This window comes from Streptomyces sp. RLA131 (assembly GCF_056270125.1).
The window spans coordinates 6,117,793-6,137,208 of the sequence record NZ_JBWDOQ010000002.1 but is presented as its reverse complement, the minus strand read 5'-3'; the positions used below and the strand labels follow the sequence as shown (position 1 = coordinate 6,137,208).

The 19,416-nt window shown below is 72.3% G+C and carries 16 protein-coding genes; 3 read left to right on the top strand and 13 right to left on the bottom strand.

All coding sequences use genetic code 11. The features are described 5' to 3' along the window. Window positions 1–15: 15 nt before the first annotated feature. The 5 genes from RWE79_RS28785 to rimP all read right to left on the bottom strand — a co-directional run bounded on the left by RWE79_RS28785 (window position 16) and on the right by rimP (window position 5,728). The gene (locus tag RWE79_RS28785; RefSeq protein ID WP_475942977.1) at window positions 16–309 is read right to left on the bottom strand and encodes a DUF503 domain-containing protein; all 294 of its coding nucleotides are present in this window, start codon (window positions 307–309) and stop codon (window positions 16–18) included. 136 nt (window positions 310–445) lie between these two features. Continuing rightward, entirely contained in the window at window positions 446–3,664 is a 3,219-nt protein-coding gene (gene infB / locus RWE79_RS28780; protein WP_475942976.1) for a translation initiation factor IF-2, read from the bottom strand. A gap of 155 nt (window positions 3,665–3,819) precedes the next feature. Beyond that, window positions 3,820–4,098 carry a YlxR family protein gene (locus RWE79_RS28775; protein WP_475942975.1) on the bottom strand — a complete coding sequence of 93 codons (279 nt, stop codon included), beginning with the start codon at window positions 4,096–4,098 and terminating at the stop codon, window positions 3,820–3,822. A gap of 80 nt (window positions 4,099–4,178) precedes the next feature. Further along, entirely contained in the window at window positions 4,179–5,165 is a 987-nt protein-coding gene (gene nusA / locus RWE79_RS28770) for a transcription termination factor NusA (protein WP_475942974.1), read from the bottom strand. A gap of 2 nt (window positions 5,166–5,167) precedes the next feature. Continuing rightward, window positions 5,168–5,728: a ribosome maturation factor RimP gene (rimP, locus tag RWE79_RS28765; protein WP_475942973.1), complete on the bottom strand. Its 561-nt coding sequence runs from the start codon at window positions 5,726–5,728 to the stop codon at window positions 5,168–5,170. Window positions 5,729–5,919: 191 nt separating this feature from the next. Between rimP and RWE79_RS28760 the strand changes: the two genes are divergently transcribed. From RWE79_RS28760 to RWE79_RS28750, 3 genes are read left to right on the top strand one after another with little or no spacing between them, the layout of a single operon-like run. Continuing rightward, window positions 5,920–6,420, top strand: a complete 501-nt coding sequence (locus RWE79_RS28760; RefSeq protein WP_475942972.1) for a hypothetical protein — start codon at window positions 5,920–5,922, stop codon at window positions 6,418–6,420. A 7-nt stretch (window positions 6,421–6,427) separates the two neighbouring features. Continuing rightward, window positions 6,428–6,901: a ferritin-like domain-containing protein gene (locus RWE79_RS28755; RefSeq protein ID WP_475942971.1), complete on the top strand. Its 474-nt coding sequence runs from the start codon at window positions 6,428–6,430 to the stop codon at window positions 6,899–6,901. Between the two features lie 39 nt (window positions 6,902–6,940). Next, window positions 6,941–7,855, top strand: a complete 915-nt coding sequence (locus RWE79_RS28750) for an aminoglycoside phosphotransferase family protein (RefSeq protein WP_475942970.1) — start codon at window positions 6,941–6,943, stop codon at window positions 7,853–7,855. Between the two features lie 61 nt (window positions 7,856–7,916). Here RWE79_RS28750 and RWE79_RS28745 read toward each other — a convergent pair whose 3' ends face one another. The 8 genes from RWE79_RS28745 to RWE79_RS28710 form a co-directional block, all read right to left on the bottom strand. Next, window positions 7,917–9,605 (bottom strand): proline--tRNA ligase, encoded by a 1,689-nt coding sequence (locus RWE79_RS28745; protein WP_475942969.1) that lies wholly within the window; start codon window positions 9,603–9,605, stop codon window positions 7,917–7,919. 62 nt (window positions 9,606–9,667) lie between these two features. After that, window positions 9,668–10,201, bottom strand: a complete 534-nt coding sequence (locus tag RWE79_RS28740) for a GNAT family N-acetyltransferase (protein ID WP_475942968.1) — start codon at window positions 10,199–10,201, stop codon at window positions 9,668–9,670. A gap of 14 nt (window positions 10,202–10,215) precedes the next feature. Next, on the bottom strand, window positions 10,216–11,061 hold the full coding sequence (locus tag RWE79_RS28735) for a GNAT family N-acetyltransferase (RefSeq protein WP_475942967.1): 846 nt from the start codon (window positions 11,059–11,061) through the stop codon (window positions 10,216–10,218). A 102-nt stretch (window positions 11,062–11,163) separates the two neighbouring features. Further along, window positions 11,164–12,318, bottom strand: a complete 1,155-nt coding sequence (ispG, locus tag RWE79_RS28730) for a flavodoxin-dependent (E)-4-hydroxy-3-methylbut-2-enyl-diphosphate synthase (RefSeq protein ID WP_475942966.1) — start codon at window positions 12,316–12,318, stop codon at window positions 11,164–11,166. A gap of 100 nt (window positions 12,319–12,418) precedes the next feature. Then, window positions 12,419–13,744 carry a M50 family metallopeptidase gene (locus RWE79_RS28725; protein WP_475942965.1) on the bottom strand — a complete coding sequence of 442 codons (1,326 nt, stop codon included), beginning with the start codon at window positions 13,742–13,744 and terminating at the stop codon, window positions 12,419–12,421. Continuing rightward, window positions 13,741–15,075 carry a 1-deoxy-D-xylulose-5-phosphate reductoisomerase gene (gene dxr, locus RWE79_RS28720; RefSeq protein ID WP_475942964.1) on the bottom strand — a complete coding sequence of 445 codons (1,335 nt, stop codon included), beginning with the start codon at window positions 15,073–15,075 and terminating at the stop codon, window positions 13,741–13,743. Before dxr ends, RWE79_RS28725 begins: the two co-directional genes overlap by 4 nt. A gap of 63 nt (window positions 15,076–15,138) precedes the next feature. After that, window positions 15,139–17,082, bottom strand: a complete 1,944-nt coding sequence (locus tag RWE79_RS28715; RefSeq protein WP_475942963.1) for an acyl-CoA dehydrogenase family protein — start codon at window positions 17,080–17,082, stop codon at window positions 15,139–15,141. A 122-nt stretch (window positions 17,083–17,204) separates the two neighbouring features. Next, on the bottom strand, window positions 17,205–19,385 hold the full coding sequence (locus RWE79_RS28710; RefSeq protein WP_475942962.1) for a M48 family metalloprotease: 2,181 nt from the start codon (window positions 19,383–19,385) through the stop codon (window positions 17,205–17,207). Window positions 19,386–19,416: the final 31 nt, after the last annotated feature.

Below are 19,416 nucleotides of genomic sequence, written 5' to 3'. Positions count from 1 at the left end.
GGTTCTGCTCGGTCTTCAGTCGTCGTCGCCGTGGAGCCGCTGCCGTACCGACAGCAGATCCACCTCGGGCCGGGCGGCCATCCAGCGCTCGCACCGGTCCAGTACGTCCTTGATGTGCCCGAGATCCCCGGACACCACCGCGAGGCCGATCTCGGCCCTGCGGTACAGATCATGGCTGTCGACCTCGGCCACGCTGACCGCGAATTTGCGGTGCAGCTCGGCGACGATGGGCCGGACGACGGAGCGCTTCTCCTTCAGCGACCGTACGTCGCCGAGAAGCAGATCGAAGGACAGGGTCCCTACATACATATGCGTCAGGGCAAGCCGCCCTGTGGGGCATCCGTGGTGCACGTGGTGAACGGTCACCACAACAGTACGGGCAACGGCCGGGGCCGATCGACGGATTTTACTCCGCCGACCGGCCCCGGTCGCGTGCTACGCCCGATCAGCCGCGCGGCTTCTCGCGCATCTCGTACGTCGCGATGACGTCGTCGATCTTGATGTCGTTGAAGTTGCCGAGGTTGATACCGCCCTCGTAACCCTCACGAATCTCGGTGACGTCGTCCTTGAAGCGGCGCAGACCCTCGATGTTGAGGCTCTCCGCGACGACCTTGCCGTCACGCAGCAGGCGCGCCTTGGTGTTGCGCTTGACCTCGCCGGAGCGGATGAGGACACCGGCGATGTTGCCGAGCTTGCTGGACCGGAAGATCTCGCGGATCTCCGCGGTGCCGAGCTCGACCTCCTCGTACTCGGGCTTGAGCATGCCCTTGAGGGCCGCCTCGATCTCCTCGATGGCCTGGTAGATCACCGAGTAGTAGCGGATGTCGACACCCTCGCGCTCGGCCATCTGCGTGGCGCGGCCCTCGGCCCGCACGTTGAAGCCGATGACGATGGCGTCGGAGCCCGCCGCCAGGTTGATGTCGGACTCGGTGACCGCACCCACACCGCGGTGCAGGATACGGATGTCCACCTCGTCGCCGGCGTCGAGCTGGAGCAGCGAGGACTCGAGAGCCTCCACCGAACCGGACGCGTCGCCCTTGATGATGAGGTTGAGCTGCTGGACCTCGCCGGCCTTGAGGGCCTCGTCCAGGTTCTCCAGGGAGAACCGGACACCCTTGCGGGCGAACGCCGCGTTCCGCTCACGGGCGGCACGCTTCTCGGCGATCTGACGGGCGGTGCGGTCCTCGTCGACAACCAGGAAGTTGTCGCCGGCGCCCGGCACGTTGGTCAGACCGAGCACCAGGACCGGGGTCGAGGGGCCCGCTTCGTCGACGTTGTTGCCGTTGTCGTCGAGCATGGCCCGGACCCGGCCGTAGGCGTCGCCGACGACCATCGTGTCGCCGACGCGCAGCGTGCCGCGCTGGACGAGCACGGTGGCCACGGCGCCGCGGCCGCGGTCGAGGTGGGCCTCGATCGCGATGCCCTGTGCGTCCTGCTCCGGGTTGGCCCGGAGGTCGAGCGAGGCGTCCGCGGTGAGGACCACGGCCTCCAGCAGGCTGTCGATGTGCAGACCCTGCTTGGCGGAGATGTCGACGAACATGGTGTCGCCGCCGTACTCCTCGGCCACGAGGCCGAACTCGGTCAGCTGACCGCGCACCTTCACCGGGTCCGCGCCCTCGACGTCGATCTTGTTGACCGCGACCACGATCGGCACACCGGCCGCCTTGGCGTGGTTCAGCGCCTCGATCGTCTGGGGCATCACACCGTCGTTCGCCGCGACCACGAGGATCGCGATGTCGGTGGACTTGGCACCACGGGCACGCATGGCGGTGAACGCCTCGTGACCCGGGGTGTCGATGAAGGTGATCTTGCGCTCTTCACCGTTGACCTCGGACGCGACCTGGTAGGCACCGATGTGCTGGGTGATGCCACCGGCCTCGCCCGCGACCACGTTGGTCTTGCGGATCGCGTCGAGGAGGCGGGTCTTGCCGTGGTCGACGTGACCCATGACGGTCACGACCGGCGGACGGGAGACGAGCATCTCCTCGCCGCCCTCGTCCTCGCCGAACTCGATGTCGAAGGACTCGAGCAGCTCGCGGTCCTCCTCCTCCGGGCTGACGATCTCCAGGACGTAGTTCATCTCGGTCGCGAGCAGCTGCAGCGTGTCGTCGGAGACCGACTGCGTCGCGGTGACCATCTCGCCGATGTTCAGCATCACCTGGACGAGCGACGCCGGGTTGGCGCCGATCTTCTCGGCGAAGTCGGTCAGCGAGGAGCCACGGCGCAGCCGTACGGCAGCGCCGTTGCCGCGGGGCAGCAGCACGCCGCCCACGGACGGGGCCTGCATGGCCTCGTACTCCTGGCGCCGCTGACGCTTGCTCTTACGGCCACGGGCCGGACGGCCACCGGGGCCACGGCCGAAGGCACCCTGCGTACCGCCACGGGCGTTGGGGCCGCCGGGACGGCCGCCGAAGCCGCCGGGACGGGGGCCGAAGCCGCCGCCACCGCCGGGGGCGCCGCCACCCGGACGGGGGCCGCCGAAGCCGCCGCCGCCACCGGGACGACCGCCACCGCCGCCGCCACCGGGACGACCGGCGAAGCCGCCGCCGCCGCCACCGGGACGGCCTGCACCGCCACCGCCGCCGCCGGGACGCGCGCCCGGACCGCCGGGACGGCTGCCGGGGCCGCCGCCGGGACGACCGGGGGCACCGCCGGCAGCGGGACGCTGCGGCATCATGCCCGGGTTGGGACGCGGGCCGGAGGACTGCGGACGAGGCATACCGCCCGGGGACGGACGGGCGCCGCCGGGACCGCCGGGGCCGCCCTGGCCACCGGGACGCGGGGCACCACCGGGACCACCGGCACCGGGACGGGCACCGCCACCGGGACGCGGCATGCCGCCGGGAGCACCCTGACCGCCGCCGGGACGCGGGGCACGCTCGCCACGGTCACCGGGACCGCCCTGGCCGCCGCCGGGACGCGGGGCGCCACCGGGGCGCTGCATGCCGGTGGAGCCGGAGGACGTGAAGGGGTTGTTGCCCGGACGGGGACCCGCCGGACGGGCGCCGGGGCGCGGGGCGCCCTGGCCGGGACGGCCGCCTTCGCGACGGTCGCCGCCCTGCTGGCCGGCCGGGGCCGGACGTGCGGGGCGCGGGCCCGGGGTCGCACCCGAGGCGGGGCGCGGCGCGCCGGAGCCCGACGGGCCGGCCGGGGTGGACGGACCGGACGGGGCACTCGGCTGTGCCGGGGCCGGGGCGGAGAACTCCGCCTGGGGCACCGGGGTGACCGGGGCCGGCTTGGTCGGGGCCGCGGGGGCCACCGGAGCCACCGGGGCGGCGGGAGCCGCCGGGGCGGGCTTGGGGCCCGGACGCGGGCCGGGGGCCGGCGCACCGGAACCGGCGGGCCGCGAACCGGCCGCCGGGGTGACGGGGGAGGGACCGGCCGCCGGCCTGGGGCCGGGGGCGGCGGGACGTGCCGGGGCACCCGGAGTGGGGGCGCCCGGCCTGCCGGGGCGCGGAGCCCCGGGCTTGGCAGCAGAGGGCTTGCCGGAGGCGGAACCGCCACCGGGACCCTGCAGTGCGTCAGTCAGCTTGCGAACAACCGGCGCCTCGATCGTCGAGGACGCCGAACGGACGAATTCACCAAGTTCTTGGAGCTTGGCCATGACGACCTTGCTCTCAACTCCGAACTCCTTGGCGAGTTCGTATACCCGGACCTTAGCCACTTCGCTCCTTCTGAGGTCCGGGGTGGTCGTCCGCCGGACCGTCGCTACTTCATGGGCGTACTCATCGCGTGCTCATCGAGTGCTCATCGCAATCTCGACCTACTTCCAACTCGCGGGGTACCTGACCGCACGGTGTCCCGTGCGTCCTTGCTTGCTTACGGTGTTGCCTGCTCGACGTGCCGACGCAAGTCGGCGGTATCAAGCGCTCCCTGGACCCGGAGGGCCCGGGGGAACGCCCGGCGGCGGACCGCCAGGTCGAGACAGACGGTGCTGGGATGCACATAGGCACCCCGACCGTGCAGCGTACCGCGATCATCGGGGACCAGTTCGTCCCCGACCACCACCACACGCAGCAGGTCGTTCTTGGCCGCTCGCTCCCGGCAGCCGATGCAGGTTCGCTCCGGGCATGCTGGGCTGTGCGTCCGGCCAGACACTCTTAAGTCTACCTCCCCGCGCCGACCTCACCCCTTCGGGTTATTCGACGCACGGTTGTTCGTCCGTTACGTTCCGGAAATCAGGGGGCGGTCTGCTCGATGTCGGGACGGATGTCGATCCGCCAGCCGGTGAGGCGGGCGGCCAGGCGGGCGTTCTGCCCCTCCTTGCCGATCGCCAGCGACAGCTGGTAGTCCGGCACCGTCACCCGGGCGGAGCGGGCGCCGAGGTCGACGACCTCGACCTTGGTCACCCGGGCGGGTGACAGCGCGTTGGCCACCATCTCCGCCGGGTCGTCCGACCAGTCCACGATGTCGATCTTCTCACCGTGCAGCTCCGCCATCACGGCCCGCACCCGCGCGCCCATCGGGCCGATGCAGGCGCCCTTGGCGTTCAGCCCGGACCGGGTCGAACGCACCGCGATCTTGCTGCGGTGACCGGCCTCGCGGGCGATGGCCGAGATCTCCACCGACCCGTCGGCGATCTCCGGCACCTCCAGCGCGAAGAGCTTCTTCACCAGGTTGGGGTGCGTACGGGACAGGGTCACCGAAGGACCGCGCACCCCCTTCGCCACCCGTACGACGTACGAGCGCAGGCGGATGCCGTGCTTGTACTCCTCGCCCGGCACCTGCTCCTGGACCGGCAGGATCGCCTCCAGCCTGCCGATGTCGACCAGCACGTTCTTGGGGTCCTTGCCCTGCTGGACGACACCGGTGACGATGTCGCCCTCACGGCCCGCGAACTCGCCGAAGGTGATCTCGTCCTCCGCGTCGCGCAGCCGCTGGAGGATCACCTGCTTGGCGGTGGTCGCCGCGATCCGCCCGAAACCGGTGGGCGTGTCGTCGAAGTCACGCGGCTCCGCGCCCTCCGGCGTCTCGGACGCGTCCTCCTTCGCCCAGACCGTGACGTGACCGTTGGTGCGGTCCAGTTCCACGCGGGCGTTACGGCTGCTGCCCGGTTCACGGTGGTACGCGATGAGGAGAGCCGCCTCGATCGCCTCGACCAGCAGGTCGAACGAGATCTCCTTCTCACGGACCAGACCCCGCAGGGCACTCATGTCGATGTCCACGGCTACGCCTCCTCAGTGCTCTCGTCGCTGCCATCGGTTCCGGCTTCGGAGTCGCCGTCCGCGTCCGCCGCGCCGTCTTCCTTGTCGTCCTTGCGGTTGAACTCGATCTCGATGCGGGCCCGGGTGATCTCCGGGAAGGCGATCCGTCCGGGCTTGGGCTTGCGCCCCTTGACCCCGGGGATCTCCAGATCGATTCCCTCGTCGTCCACCGCCATGATCCGCGCGATGGTCTCGCCCCCCGCGGCAAGGGTGAACCTGACCAGCCGGCCGGTGTTGCGGCGGAAGTGCCGCGGCTCGGTGAGCGGGCGGTCCAGACCGGGGGAACTGACTTCGAGCAGATACTCGCCGTCACCCATGGCGTCGGACGCGTCGAGCGCCTGGGAGATCTCCCGGCTCAGCTCGGCGACCGCGTCCAGCTGCACGCCCTCATCGGAATCCACCACCACCAGCAACTGCCGGCGCTTGCCGGCCTGCGTCACCCTGACCTCTTCCAGATCCAGTCCCGTATCGGCGACGAGGGGCTCAAGCAGTCCGCGCAGCCTCTCGCTGTGGGTGGTGCTCATCCGGGTGACTCCTCGGCCGCGTGTGCTGTTGTGGTGGAAGGTCGTGTGTCGGCCCAGAGCCTATCGGTTCCGGCACCGCGATCGCGATTCGGACGTTTCGCCACCCTCCGCCCCGGGCACGCCCGACCCCCGGCGAGCCCCGCGTCGCTCCGCGAGCCGGGACGGCCCCGGCCCGGGTACCCTCACCTGTGATGATCACGGGAACGAATCCGGCACGCCCGCGCAGGCGTGCCGTACTGGCTCTGCCGGCGGTGGCCGCGCTGCTCGGCGGGTGTTCGGACGACGCGGGGCAGAAAGCGGGCGCGACGACCCGCGGGGCCTCGGCGTCCGCCTCGGCCGGGGCGGTGCTGCTGGCCGCGGCCGGCCGGGACAGCGCGGCGCTGCTGGCGCACTACGACGCCGTCATCGCGGCCCTTCCGGAGCTGGCCGGCGGGCTGGCGCCGCTGCGGGCCGAGGTCGCACGGCACGCCAGGGCGTTCGGGGCGAAGGGCGGCGCCTCGCCGCCCGCGGTCACGGCCACCGGCGCGCCGGAGGGCTCCGCGGCGGCCCTGGCGGCCCTCGCCTCGGCGGAGAAGTCGCTGGCCGACTCCCGGGCGACCGCCCTGCTCGACGCCCCGCCCGAGCTGGCCCGTCTGCTGGCCTCGGCCGCCGCGGCCGGGGCCTGTCATGTCCTGCTGCTCAAGGAAGGCTGACCGAGCCATGTCGGACACGGCAGAGCAGAAGCCGCTCGCGGCCGTCCAGGCGGCGCTGGCCGCCGAACACGCGGCGGTCTACGGCTACGGCGTGCTCGGCGCCCGGGTCGCCGAGTCCCGTCAGAACGAGGCCCGTTCGGCCTACGACGCCCACCGCGCCCGGCGTGACACGCTGCGCCGCACCGTGACGGGCCTGGGCGGCACCCCGGTCGCGGCGGAGCCGGCGTACGCGCTGCCCTTCCCGGTGCCGGACGCGGCGGCCGCCGTACGGCTGGGAGCCGAGCTGGAGGAGCGGGTCTGCGCCGTCTACGCCGACCTGGTCCGGGCCGCCGAGGGCGAGCTGCGCGGCGACGCCGCCGGCTGGCTGCGGGAGGCCGCCGTAAGGGCGGTGCGCTGGCGCGGGAAGAGCGTAGCCTTCCCGGGGCTGGCCGAGCGGGCGGCGGACGCGACCCCTTCGGCCTCGGCAGCGGCCTCGGCCTGACCGAGCCCGACGGAGCCCGACGGAGGGACGACCCCGACCATGACGCAGCTTCAACCGCCGGAACGGCTGGTCCGCACCATCACCGCCTGGGAGGGCGAACCGGGCCGCGCCTGGCTCGACACCCTCCCGGGCCGGGTCGCGGGCTATCTGGAGCGGTGGGAGCTGCGGCCGGAGCGGGTGTTCACGCCGGGCGGCCAGATCAGCATGATCGTGCTCGTCCGGCGGGCCGACGGCACTCCCGCGGTGCTGAAGGCCGGGATGGTGACCCCCGAGACCCTGCACGAGTCCGCCGCCCTCGCCCACTGGGACGGCCGGGGCGCGGTGCGGCTGCTCGACGCCGACCCGGCGGAGGGTGTGCTGCTGCTGGAACGGTTGCAGGGCGAGGTCTCGCTGCGCTCCCTGCCCGAGCCCAGGGCCATGCTGGAGGCCGCCGCGATCCTCCGGCGGCTGTGGGTCGCGCCGCCCGTGGACGGGCATCCCTTCGTGCCGGTCGCCGAGCGCACCGCCTCGCTCGTCACGACCCTGCGGGAGCGCCGGGAGCAGCCCTGGGCGGCGGAGGTGCGGCACCTGGTCGACGAGGCGCTGGAGGCGCGTGAACGGGCGCTGGCCGAGCCGGTGGAGCCGGTGCTGCTGCACGGCGACTACCACCACGGCAACGTCCTGGCCGGCGACCGTACGCCCTGGCTGGCCATCGACCCCAAGCCGCTGGTCGGCGATCCCGCCTACGACCTCGCCTGGCTCACCCGCGACCGCCTCGACACGCTCGCCGCCGCGCCGGGCGCCGAGTCGGCGGCCCGCCGCCGGATCTCCAAGCTCGCCGACTCGCTCGACGTCGACCGCGACCGCCTCCGGGCCTGGACGGTCTTCCGGGCCGTGGAGGCCGGCGTCTGGGGCCTGTCCGTCGGCGACCGCGACGGGGCGGAGCTGCTGCTGGAGTTCGCCGGCTGGCTCTGAGCCGCCGCGCCCGGCACCACGGCCCCGGCGCGGCGGGCTCAGCCCTGCGGGCCCTGCGGGCTCAGCTGGAGAGCCGGGCCAGGGCCTCGTCGACGGGCAGTTCCTCGCGCTCGCCGGTGCGGCGGTCCTTGAGCTCGACGACGCCCTCCGCCGCCCGTCGGCCGACGACGAGGATGGCGGGCACACCGATCAGTTCGGCGTCGGTGAACTTCACGCCGGGCGAGACGCCCGCGCGGTCGTCGACCAGCACCCGGACACCCGCCGCGTGCAGCTTCTCGGCGATCTCCAGGGCCAGTTCGGTCTGGACGGCCTTGCCGGCCGCCACGATGTGGATGTCGGCCGGGGCGACCTCGCGGGGCCAGCACAGGCCCTGCTCGTCGTGGGTCTGCTCGGCGAGGGCCGCGACGGCGCGCGACACCCCGATGCCGTACGAGCCCATGGTGACCCGGACCGGCTTGCCCTGCTGGCCGAGGACGTCGAGTTCGAAGGCGTCGGCGTACTTGCGGCCGAGCTGGAAGATGTGGCCGATCTCGATCGCGCGGTCCAGCCGCAGCCCGGTGCCGCAGCGGGGGCACGGGTCGCCGGCCCGGACGGTGACGACGTCCAGGTAGCGGTCGACGTCGAAGTCACGGCCGACGACGACGTTGCGGGCGTGCTTGCCCACGGTGTTGGCGCCGGTGACCCAGGCGGTGCCGGGGGCGATGCGCGGGTCGGCGAGGTAGGGGACGCCGGACAGGCCCTGCGGGCCGACGTAGCCGCGTACCAGGTCGGGGCGGCCGGCGAAGTCCTCGGCGGTGACCAGCTCGACGACGGCCGGGGCGAGGTGTTCGGTGAGCTTGCCGAGGTCGACCTCGCGGTCGCCGGGGACACCGACGGCGGTGATCTCGCCGTCGACCTTGACCAGCAGGTTCTTCAGCGTCGCCGAGGCGGGCACGCCCAGGTGGGCGGCGAGCGTCTCGATGGTCGGGGTGTCGGGGGTGTCCAGCAGCTCGACGGGCCCGTGCGCGGAGCCGTCGACCGGCACCAGCGCGGTCGTGACGGCCTCGGTGTTGGCCGCGAAGTCGCAGGCCGGGCAGTCGGCGAAGGTGTCCTCGCCGGCCGCCGCCGGGGCGAGGAACTCCTCGGACGCGGAGCCGCCCATGGCGCCCGAGATCGCCGAGACGACCCGGAAGTCGAAGCCGAGCCGCTGGAAGATCCGTACGTAGGCCTCGCGGTGGAGGCGGTAGGACTCGGCCAGGCCCTCGTCGGTGGTGTCGAAGGAGTACGAGTCCTTCATCTGGAACTCGCGCCCGCGCAGCACGCCCGAGCGCGGCCGGGCCTCGTCACGGAACTTGGTCTGGATCTGGTAGAGCATCACCGGCAGGTCCTTGTAGGACGTGCATTGGTCCTTCACCGTCTGGGTGAAGATCTCCTCGTGGGTCGGCCCGAGCAGATAGTCGGCGCCCTTGCGGTCCTTCAGGCGGAACAGCAGGTCGCCGTACTCCGACCAGCGGCCCGTGGCCTCGTAGGGCTCACGCGGCAGCAGCGCGGGCAGCAGCACCTCCTGGGCGCCGATGGCGTCCATCTCCTCGCGGATGACGCGGGAGACGTTCTCCAGGACCCGCTTGCCCAGCGGCAGCCAGGTCCACATCCCCGCGGAGGTGCGACGGACATAACCGGCGCGGACCAGGAGCTTGTGGCTCGCGGTCTCGGCGTCGGCCGGGTCGTCGCGCAGCGTCTTGAGCATCAGACGGGACATGCGCAGGACCATGGTGAGATCTCCAGGGCGGGGCGGTGACACAGGAACACAGGGACAGATGCCGAGGATATCGCTCAGCGGCGCAGCGGAAGTACCGCGCCCATCACGGCGTACGGGCTGGCAGCGCTGGGGAAGTGCACGGGGCGGGCCAGGTCGGCGTATCCGAGCGACCGGTACAGGCGGCGGGCGCGGCTCTCCACGTCGATGGCGGACAGGATGCTGCGGGGCTCGGCGGCGGAGTCGGTGATCGTGGTGATCAGCTCACGGCCCAGGCCCCTGGCCTGGTAACGGGGGTGGACGTGCAGCTCGGTGATGGTGAACGAGTCGTCCAGCCAGTCGTCGGTGCCGGTGCGCCGCAGATAGGGCTCGACGACGGTCGACCACCAGTGGTCGCGGCTGTTGGGCATCCCGTAGACGAAGCCCACCAGCCGGTCGCCGGGGGCGAGGGCGCCGAGCGCGCGCACGCCGGGGTGGGTGAGGTGCCGCAGCACGATCTGCCGGCGGATGGCGATCTCGTCGTCGCCCAGTCCGAAGGCCAGCGCCTGTACGGCCAGCGCCTCGTCGACCCGCGCGGCGAGATCGACCGGCCCGACCACCACGTCATCCATGGGCGGGGACACTACTAGAACAGCACGCTCATGAATGCGCCGACCTCGGTGAACCCCACCCGCCGGTACGCGGCTCGGGCCGGGGAGTTGTAGTCGTTGACGTAGAGGCTGACGATGGGCGCCACATCGCGGAGCGCGTAGTGCAGGACGGCCGACATGCCGCTCTCGGAGAGCCGCCGGCCGCGGTGTTCGGGGGCCACCCAGACGCCCTGGATCTGGCAGGCGTGCCGGGTGACCGCCCCGATCTCGGCCTTGAAGACCACCCGGCCGTTCTCTATGCGGGCGAAGGACCGTCCGGTGGTGACGAGTTCGGCGACCCGGGCCTGGTAGAGCAGGCCGCCGTCCCCGGCGAGCGGCGAGACGCCGACCTCCTCGGTGAACATCGCCACGCAGGCCGGCATGAGGATGTCGATCTCGTCCCGCGCGACCCGGCGTACGAGGGGGTCGGGAGCGACCTCGGCCGGCAGGGCGCGGGTGACCATCAGCGGCTGCCGGGCCCGCACTTCGCGGGCGGGGCCCCAGTTCGGTTCCAGCAGCGACCACAGCGCGGTGGTGGGTTCGACCGGGCCGACGATGGACGAGCAGCGGCGGCCGGTCCGGCGCGCGCGTTCCGCGAACGCCCGTACGGCCTCCGGTCCGGCGCAGATCGGCACCAGGTTGGCCCCGGCGTAGCAGAGCGAGGTGAGCCGGCCGCCCGCGTACCAGCCCCACATCTCGCCGCCGAGGCGCCAGGGGTCGAGTCCGGCGACGTTGACCCGGGAGGCGACGAAGGCGTTGGCCACCGGGTCGCGGTTGAGGACGTCGAGGGCGGCTTCGAGGTCGCCGGGCTCCAGGACTCTCGTGGTGGTCGTCGTCAACACGATGGGGCGCCTCACCGTACGGGCCGCAGCTGGGTCCCCCCTTCCGGGGGAGGGTCTCCGCACGATACCCCGCCGTCGCGCGGAGCGCGCCGCCCGGGACGGTCAGCTGATGCTGACCGAGGGCTCGCCGGACATGACGCCGTCCGCCTCCATCTGCTCGGCCAGCTTCATGGCCTCCTCGATGAGGGTCTCGACGATCTTGGACTCGGGGACGGTCTTGATGACCTCGCCCTTGACGAAGATCTGTCCCTTGCCGTTTCCGGAGGCGACCCCGAGGTCCGCCTCGCGGGCCTCGCCCGGACCGTTGACGACACAGCCCATGACCGCCACCCGCAGCGGCACCTCCATGCCCTCCAGACCGGCGGTGACCTGGTCGGCCAGCTTGTACACATCGACCTGCGCCCGCCCGCAGGAGGGGCAGGAGACGATCTCCAGACGCCGCTGCCGCAGGTTGAGCGACTCCAGGATCTGGATGCCGACCTTGACCTCCTCGGCCGGCGGCGCCGAAAGCGAGACCCGGATCGTGTCACCGATGCCCTCGCTCAGCAGCGCGCCGAAGGCCACCGCGGACTTGATGGTGCCCTGGAACGCCGGACCCGCCTCGGTCACGCCCAGGTGCAGCGGGTAGTCGCACTTGGCGGCGAGCTGGCGGTAGGCGTTGACCATCACGACCGGGTCGTTGTGCTTGACCGAGATCTTGATGTCGCGGAAGCCGTGCTCCTCGAACAGCGAGCACTCCCACAGCGCCGACTCCACCAGCGCCTCGGGGGTGGCCTTGCCGTACTTCTCCAGCAGCCGCTTGTCGAGCGACCCGGCGTTGACGCCGATCCGGATCGGGGTGCCGGCCGCCGAGGCGGCGCGGGCGATCTCCTTCACCTTGTCGTCGAACTGCTTGATGTTGCCCGGGTTGACCCGGACCGCGGCGCAGCCCGCGTCGATGGCGGCGAAGACGTACTTCGGCTGGAAGTGGATGTCCGCGATCACCGGGATCTGCGACTTGCGCGCGATCGTGGCGAGCGCGTCGGCGTCGTCCTGCGTGGGGCAGGCGACGCGCACGATCTGACAGCCGGAGGCGGTGAGCTCGGCGATCTGCTGGAGGGTGGCGCCGATGTCCGCGGTCACCGTGGTGGTCATGGACTGCACGGAGACCGGCGCGTCGCCGCCGACGGCCACCGAGCCGACCTGGATCTTGCGGCTTGGGCGCCGGTCGGCGAGCTTGATCGGAACGGACGGGATCCCGAGCGAAATCGCGGTCATGTGCGTGCAGTCCCCAAAAGTATGGATCGAGGTCCCGGCGGCGTGGGCGGGCTCCGCTTACCGAGATTACGGCACCCGGCCCACGTCCCCGACCGGGTACCTACGTCAAACGCACCGGATTGATGAGATCCGCGGCCATCACGAGCGCCGTGAAGCAGATGAAAATACCGGCGACGACATAGGCGACCGGCATCAGCTTGGCCACGTCGAAGGGGCCCGGGTCGGGACGCCGGAAGACCCTGGCGACATGGCGGCGTACCGACTCCCACAGCGCGCCCGCGATGTGGCCGCCGTCGAGCGGCAGCAGCGGGAGCATGTTGAACAGGAAGAGGGAGAGGTTGATCCCCGCGAGGAGGCTGAGGAAGAACGCGATGCGCTGGGTGGCGGGGATGTGCATGGCCAGGACGTCGCCGCCGATCCGGGCCGCGCCGATCATGCCGACCGGGGAGTCCTGCTTGCGCTCGGCGCCGTTGAAGACCGCGTTCCACAGGTCGGGGACCTTCGACGGCAGCGCGGCCAGTGACTCCACGCCGCTGCGGGCCATGTCGCCCATCCGCTCGACGGACTGCCCGAGGTCGAGCCGTACGACGCCGGTGGCGGGGGTGAAGCCGAGGAAGCCGGCGGTCACGTACTGGCCGTCGGCGTAGCCGCCGTTGCCGTCGGTCTTGGCGACCTTGTTCTCGATCAGGTCGGCGTGCAGGGTGAGCGTCCGCCCCTTGCGCAGCACGGTGAGGGTGGCCGGGCCGGTGGTACGGCGGATCTCCTGCTGGAGGACGGACCACTGGCTGTCGTCGACCGGCGTGCCGTTGAAGGTGAGGATCCGGTCGCCCGCCTTCAGGCCCGCCTTTTTGGCCGGCGACTCGGCGTACTTGTCGGTGGCGCAGGGGTTCTTCGCCTTGAGCGCGGCCTCGTCGGACTGCGAGATGACGCAGTCGGAGACCTCCCCGACGGTGGTGGTCTGGGTCGTCTGGCCGAAGCCCATGAGGACCATGAGGAACAGCACGAACGCCAGGATCAGGTTCATGAAGGGCCCGGCGAACATCACGATGACGCGCTTCCACGGCTTGCGCGTGTAGAACAGGCGGTCCTCGTCGCCCGGCTTGACCTCCTCGTACGAGGCCTCGCGGGCGTCCTCGATCATGCTGCGCCAGGGCGAGGTGGAGCGGGCCGTGATGCGGCCGTCGTCCCCGGGCGGGAACATGCCGATCATGCGGATGTAGCCGCCGAGCGGGACCCACTTGAAGCCGTACTCGGTCTCACCCCGGTGCCGGGACCAGATGGTGGGGCCGAAGCCGACCATGTACTGCGGCACCCGGATCTTGAAGAGCTTGGCGGTCGAGAGATGGCCCAGTTCGTGCCAGGCGATGGAGAAGAGGAGTCCGAAGAAGAAGACGACGATCCCGAGGGCCGTCATGAGTGCCGTCATACGCCTGCAGCCTCCGAGGTCGCCTGTTCCGCCTGTGCGGTTTGTTCTGTTTTTGCTGTCTGTGCTGTCTGTGCTGTCTGCTGTGCCTGGTCGGCCAGTTCCCGTGCGCGGGTCCGGGCCCACCGTTCCGCTTCGAGGACGTCCTCGACGGTGAGCGGGGTTCCCGTCCCGCCTCCGGACGTGCCCCCGCCGGACTCGTGCTCGGCCACCACGCTCGCCACGGTGTCCACGATCCCCGTGAACGGCAGGGTGCCCGCGAGAAAGGCGTCCACGCACTCCTCGTTGGCCGCGTTGAACACCGCGGGCGCGGTGCCCCCGAGACTACCGACATGGCGGGCCAGCGCCACTGAGGGGAAGGCCTCGTCGTCGAGCGGGAAGAAGGTCCAGGTCGCGGCCTTGGTCCAGTCGCAGCCCGGGGCGGCGTCGGGCACCCGCTCGGGCCAGCCCATGCCCAGCGCGATCGGCATCCGCATGTCGGGCGGCCCCGCCTGGGCCAGCGTCGAACCGTCAGTGAACTCCACCATCGAGTGGATATACGACTGGGGATGGACCACTACCTCAATCCGATCGAAGGGAATGTCGTAGAGCAGATGGGCCTCGATCACCTCCAGGCCCTTGTTGACGAGCGTCGCCGAGTTGATCGTGACGACCGGGCCCATGTCCCAGGTGGGGTGCGCCAGGGCCTGCTCGGGCGTGACGCCGGCCAGCTCCTCCTTGGTGCGCCCCCGGAAGGGCCCGCCCGAAGCGGTGACGACCAGCTTGCGCACCTCGGCGCGGGTGCCGCCCATCAGTGCCTGGAAGAGCGCGGAGTGCTCGGAGTCCACCGGCACGATCTGGCCGGGCCTGGCCACCGCCTTCACCAGCGGGCCGCCGACGATCAGGGACTCCTTGTTGGCCAGGACCAGGATCCGGCCGGCCTCCAGGGCGGCTAGGGTGGGCCGCAGGCCGATCGAGCCGGTGATGCCGTTGAGCACCGAGTGGCACTCCATGGCCGCCAGCTCGGCCGCCGCGTCGGGCCCGGCGAGGACCGCGGGCAGCGGCTCGGCACCGTACAGCCGGGTCAGCGCCTCGCGCAGCGGGCCTTCCGCCTCCCGGTCGGCCACCGACACGGCGCGTACGCCCAGCCGGTGGGCCTGCTCGGCCAGGAGCGCCACCCGGCCGCCGGCCGCCGAGAGGGCCACCACCCGGAAGCGGTCCGGGTTGCGCAGCACGACGTCGATGGCCTGGGTGCCGATCGATCCGGTCGAGCCGAGGATGACTATGTCCCGGGGGCCGGCGGCCGGGGTGTGACCGGGCAGCCGCAGATGCGGGTCGGCGAGAGAGTCCGTCATCCCTCCATTGTGTCTGCTCGCCACGGCCCCGGCGGCACCGCCTCCGGGGCCGTGGCGGGCAGGTCAGCGGATCGGCCGGTGGAGGTTCGGGGACCGCGACGGTCCCGGGGTCGCGTCGGCGATCCACGGTCCCTCGCCCGAGGGGTCGACGATGCCCTCCTCCAGCCAGGTGTAGGCGCCGGACATGACCCCGTCGACGACCCGGCGGTCGATGTCGTCGGTGTTGGTCCACAGCCGGCCGAAGAGTTCGTCGACCCGGATCCGGGACTGGCGGCAGAAGGCGTCGGCGAGCTGCCGCGCGGTCTGGGTGCCGAGCATGTCGGCGCGTACGCAGGCGGCGCTCATGGCGAAGAGCTCCGCTCCGATGTCGACGATCCGGCCGAGGAAGCCCTGCTTGGTCTCCATCCGGCCCTGCCAGCGCGCCATGGCCATGAAGGTCGCGCGGGCGAGCTTGCGGGAGCCGCGCTCGACGAAGCGCAGATGCCCGGCGAGTTCGCCGAACTCCCCGTACGCGCCCGGGACCCGGCCGGGTCCCGCGACGAGCTTGGGCAGCCAGCGGGCGTAGAAGCCACCGGCCCTGGCGCCGGCCCTGGCCTTGTCACCGAGGGACTTCTCCGGGTCGATGAGGTCACCGGCGACGGAGAGGTGGGCGTCCACGGCCTCGCGGGCGATCAGCAGATGCATGATCTCGGTGGAGCCCTCGAAGATGCGGTTGATGCGCAGGTCGCGCAGCATCTGCTCGGCGGGGACGGCCCGTTCGCCGCGCGCGGCGAGCGACTCGGCGGTCTCGAAGCCCCGGCCGCCGCGGATCTGGACCAGCTCGTCCGCCATCAGCCAGGCCATCTCGCTGCCGTAGAGCTTGGCGAGGGCGGCCTCGATACGGATGTCGTTGCGGTTCTCGTCGGCCATCTGGGAGGACAGGTCGACCACCGCTTCGAGGGCGAAGGTCGTCGCGGCGATGAAGGCGATCTTGGAGCCGACGGCCTCGTGCTGTGCGATCGGCTTGCCCCACTGCTCCCGTACCGCCGACCACTCGCGGGCGATCTTCAGACACCACTTGCCCGCGCCGACGCACATCGCGGGCAGCGAGAGCCGGCCGGTGTTGAGGGTGGTGAGGGCGATCTTCAGACCGGCGCCCTCGGCGCCGATGCGGTTCTGGGCGGGGACCCGGACCTGGTGGAAGCGGGTGACGCCGTTCTCCAGGCCACGCAGGCCCATGAAGGCGTTGCGCTTCTCGACGGTGACGCCCTCGGCGTTGGTCTCGACGACGAAGGCCGTGATGCCGCCCTTGTGGCCCTCCGACTTCGGCACCCGGGCCATGACGACCAGGAGGTCGGCGACCACGCCGTTGGTCGTCCACAGCTTCACGCCGTCCAGGACGTACGTACCACCGTCCTCGGACGGCACCGCGGTGGTGGCCAGCCGGGCCGGGTCGGAGCCGACGTCGGGCTCGGTCAGCAGGAAGGCGGAGATGTCGGTGCGTGCGCAGCGCGGCAGGAACTCCTCCTTCTGCTCCGTGGTGCCGAAAAGCTTCAGGGGCTGCGGTACGCCGATGGACTGATGCGCGGACAGCAGCGCGCCCAGCGCCGGGTTCGCGGAGCCGACCAGGGCCAGCGCCTTGTTGTAGTACACCTGGGTGAGGCCGAGACCGCCGTACTTGGTGTCGATCTTCATGCCGAGGGCGCCGAGCTCCTTGAGCCCGTCGATCACCTCGTCGGGGATGCGTGCCTCGCGCTCGATGCGCGCGGAGTCGATCGTCTCGCAGAAGTCGCGGAGCTTGGCCAGGAATGCCTCGCCGCGCTGCACGTCGTCGGGGGCGGGCGTGGGGTGCGGATGGATCAGGTCGAGCCGGAAGCGGCCCAGGAACAGCTCCTTGGCGAAGCTGGGCCGGCGCCAGTCCTGCTCACGGGCGGCCTCGGCGACCTGGCGCGCCTCGCGTTCCGAGACCTGGCGGGGGGCGTCGGGGCGCGGCGCGTCCTGACGGGGTGCGGATGCGGGTGTGGACATGAGGGGAAGCCACCTCTCCGGTTACCGGGCGGTGCTACTTGTCCGTTGGTACCCCATATCCGGCAGGCCCGCCAGCCCCCGCACACCGGGCGCGGGGGCTGAGCGGCCGACCGGACGCGGGGTCAGGCCGGGGCCAGCAGTCCGCGCAGCGGCACCGTGTCCGGGGTGTCGGCGAGCACGGCCCGCGCGGCGGCGGACAGCGCCTCGTCGGCGTCGTCGGTGCCGGGCAGGACCAGGCGTACGCCCTGGTCCCAGGTGAGCTCCCAGTGGCCGGTGCCGGAGTCGCTCAGGGCCAGTCCGGCCAGTGCGGCCACGCCCTCCGGCCGCAGTCCTGCGGGCAGCGCGCCGGCGTCGGCCGCGTCGAGCAGGGCGGCCGGGGTCGGCTCGATGCCGGCGGCGGTGAGCGCGGTGCGCAGCGGGCCGGCGTTCTCCTCCAGGTGCACGCGTACGGCGGGACCGGCCAGCGCACTCCACTCGACCCGCTCCAGGGCCAGGGCTTCGGCCGAAAGGGTGGCATCTTCGAGTTCGGTCAGCAGCCGGTCCAGGTCCTGGAGCACCTCCAGGGCCGGCCGGTCGGTGCCGGAGAGCGGCGCCGCGCCGGGCTCGTCGGCGGGCGGGTCGGCGGGCAGTGCCTCGATGGCGCGTACCCGCTCGGCGATCGGCGGGTGGGAGTCGTACGGGGACCGCTGCTCGCGGGGCAGCCGGGCGCGCAGCCGGTCCAGTTCGGCGCGGCGGCCGGGGTCGGCCAGGAAGCGGCGCAGGCCGCCGTAGACCTCGCCGGGCGGCGGGAGGAGACCGGCGGCGGTGCCGAAGGTCGCGTACTGCCGCATGTAGTGGCCGAAGGCGGCGTCCAGGACGGGCAGCTCGCGCAGCGCGGAGGCGGTGGCGTCGCGGCCCGCGATGCGCACGGCGGCCAGGTCGGCGGCGAGCTCCTGGCCGCGGCCGACGCTGTGCGAGGCGCGGAAGTAGAGCTTGGCGTAGGCGGTGTAGATCGCGGCCATGGCCCGGTAGGTGATGCCCGCGCCGGCCGTGTCCACCTCCTTGGCCTTCCGGCCCTTGGCCAGGGCCTTGGCGGCCTTCTCCTCCTGGCGGTTCCGCTCCTGGTCCTGCTTGCCGCGGGCCCGCCCGTGGAAGTGCTCGATCGTATGCAGGATCCTGCGCTGGCCGCGCAGGGTGATGGCGGACAGCCGGGTGTCGCTGTTGCCGTAGTGGCCCAGTTCATGGGTGAGGACGGCGTACAGCTGACGCTCGGTGAGCCCGGCGAGCAGCGGTACGCCGATGTACATACGGCGCCGGCCGCCGATCAGGCCGAGCAGCCGGGACTCCTCGGACACGGCCGCGTTGACCTCGCCGACCAGCAGGATCTCGTCGGGCGCGCGGGTCCCGTAGCGCTCGGCCAGCATCCTGACGGCGGCCCAGAGCGCGGGCTGCCCCTGTTCGGTGACCGGCACCGCGGGCGGACCCCCGTCCTTGGGGGTGCGCAGCATGAACATGCCCTGGACGATGGGGATCGCGAGCACCACCGAAACGAAGACCACCTTGCCGGTCACACCGTTCAGCCGCCAGGACAGCAGCAGCGCGTCGATGCCCGCCAGCCCCGCCAGCAGCACGAACCCGAGCAGGTAGAAGCCCGCGAACAGCACCAGCGCGCGCAGCGCCCGCAGCGTCGAACTCCTCGGCCCGGCCGCCGTCCCGCCGCTGCCCGCGGCCGCCGGCGCCGCCTCGGCCCGGACCGCGTCCCGGGGCACCCCCTCCTCCGCGACGCCGTCGGCGGAGGCGAGCGACGAGGCGCCGACCGCCTGCGACGGCACACCCAGCGCGGTGCACACCCCGCGCAGCAACTCGTCGCTGCCGGGGACGGGTTCACCGGGCGTCGGGTCGTTGCGCACCTCGGCCAGCGCGGCGGCGGCCTCGGGACGGCCGAACCACCGCGCGCAGGTGGCGGCCTGGGCGTCCCACTCCTCGCGGTGCTGGGCGTACTCCCCGGGATCGGTGGGCGGTTTCCAGTCCGCCGCCCACACCAGGCTCTGGTCGCCCTTGTCGCCGGGCCGCACGAAGACCGCGTACGCGACCTGCGGGGTGCCGACCAGGACGACGGCGGGCACGTCGAGCCGCTTCGCCAACTCCCGGGCGGGCGGCAGCAGATCCTTGATGCCCAGGCCGCCGCCGTCGGTCTCCGGCGCGTCGAACAGCACGGCCGTGCCGCCCGCGTCCCCCGATATCCAGCCGCCGGCCGTTCCTTCGGCCACGGCTCCTGCGGTCGCCTCGGCATCCGCCGCGCAGACCACCGCGTAGGTTGTCACCTTCGTCCTCTCCCTCCCTCAACCCCGAATC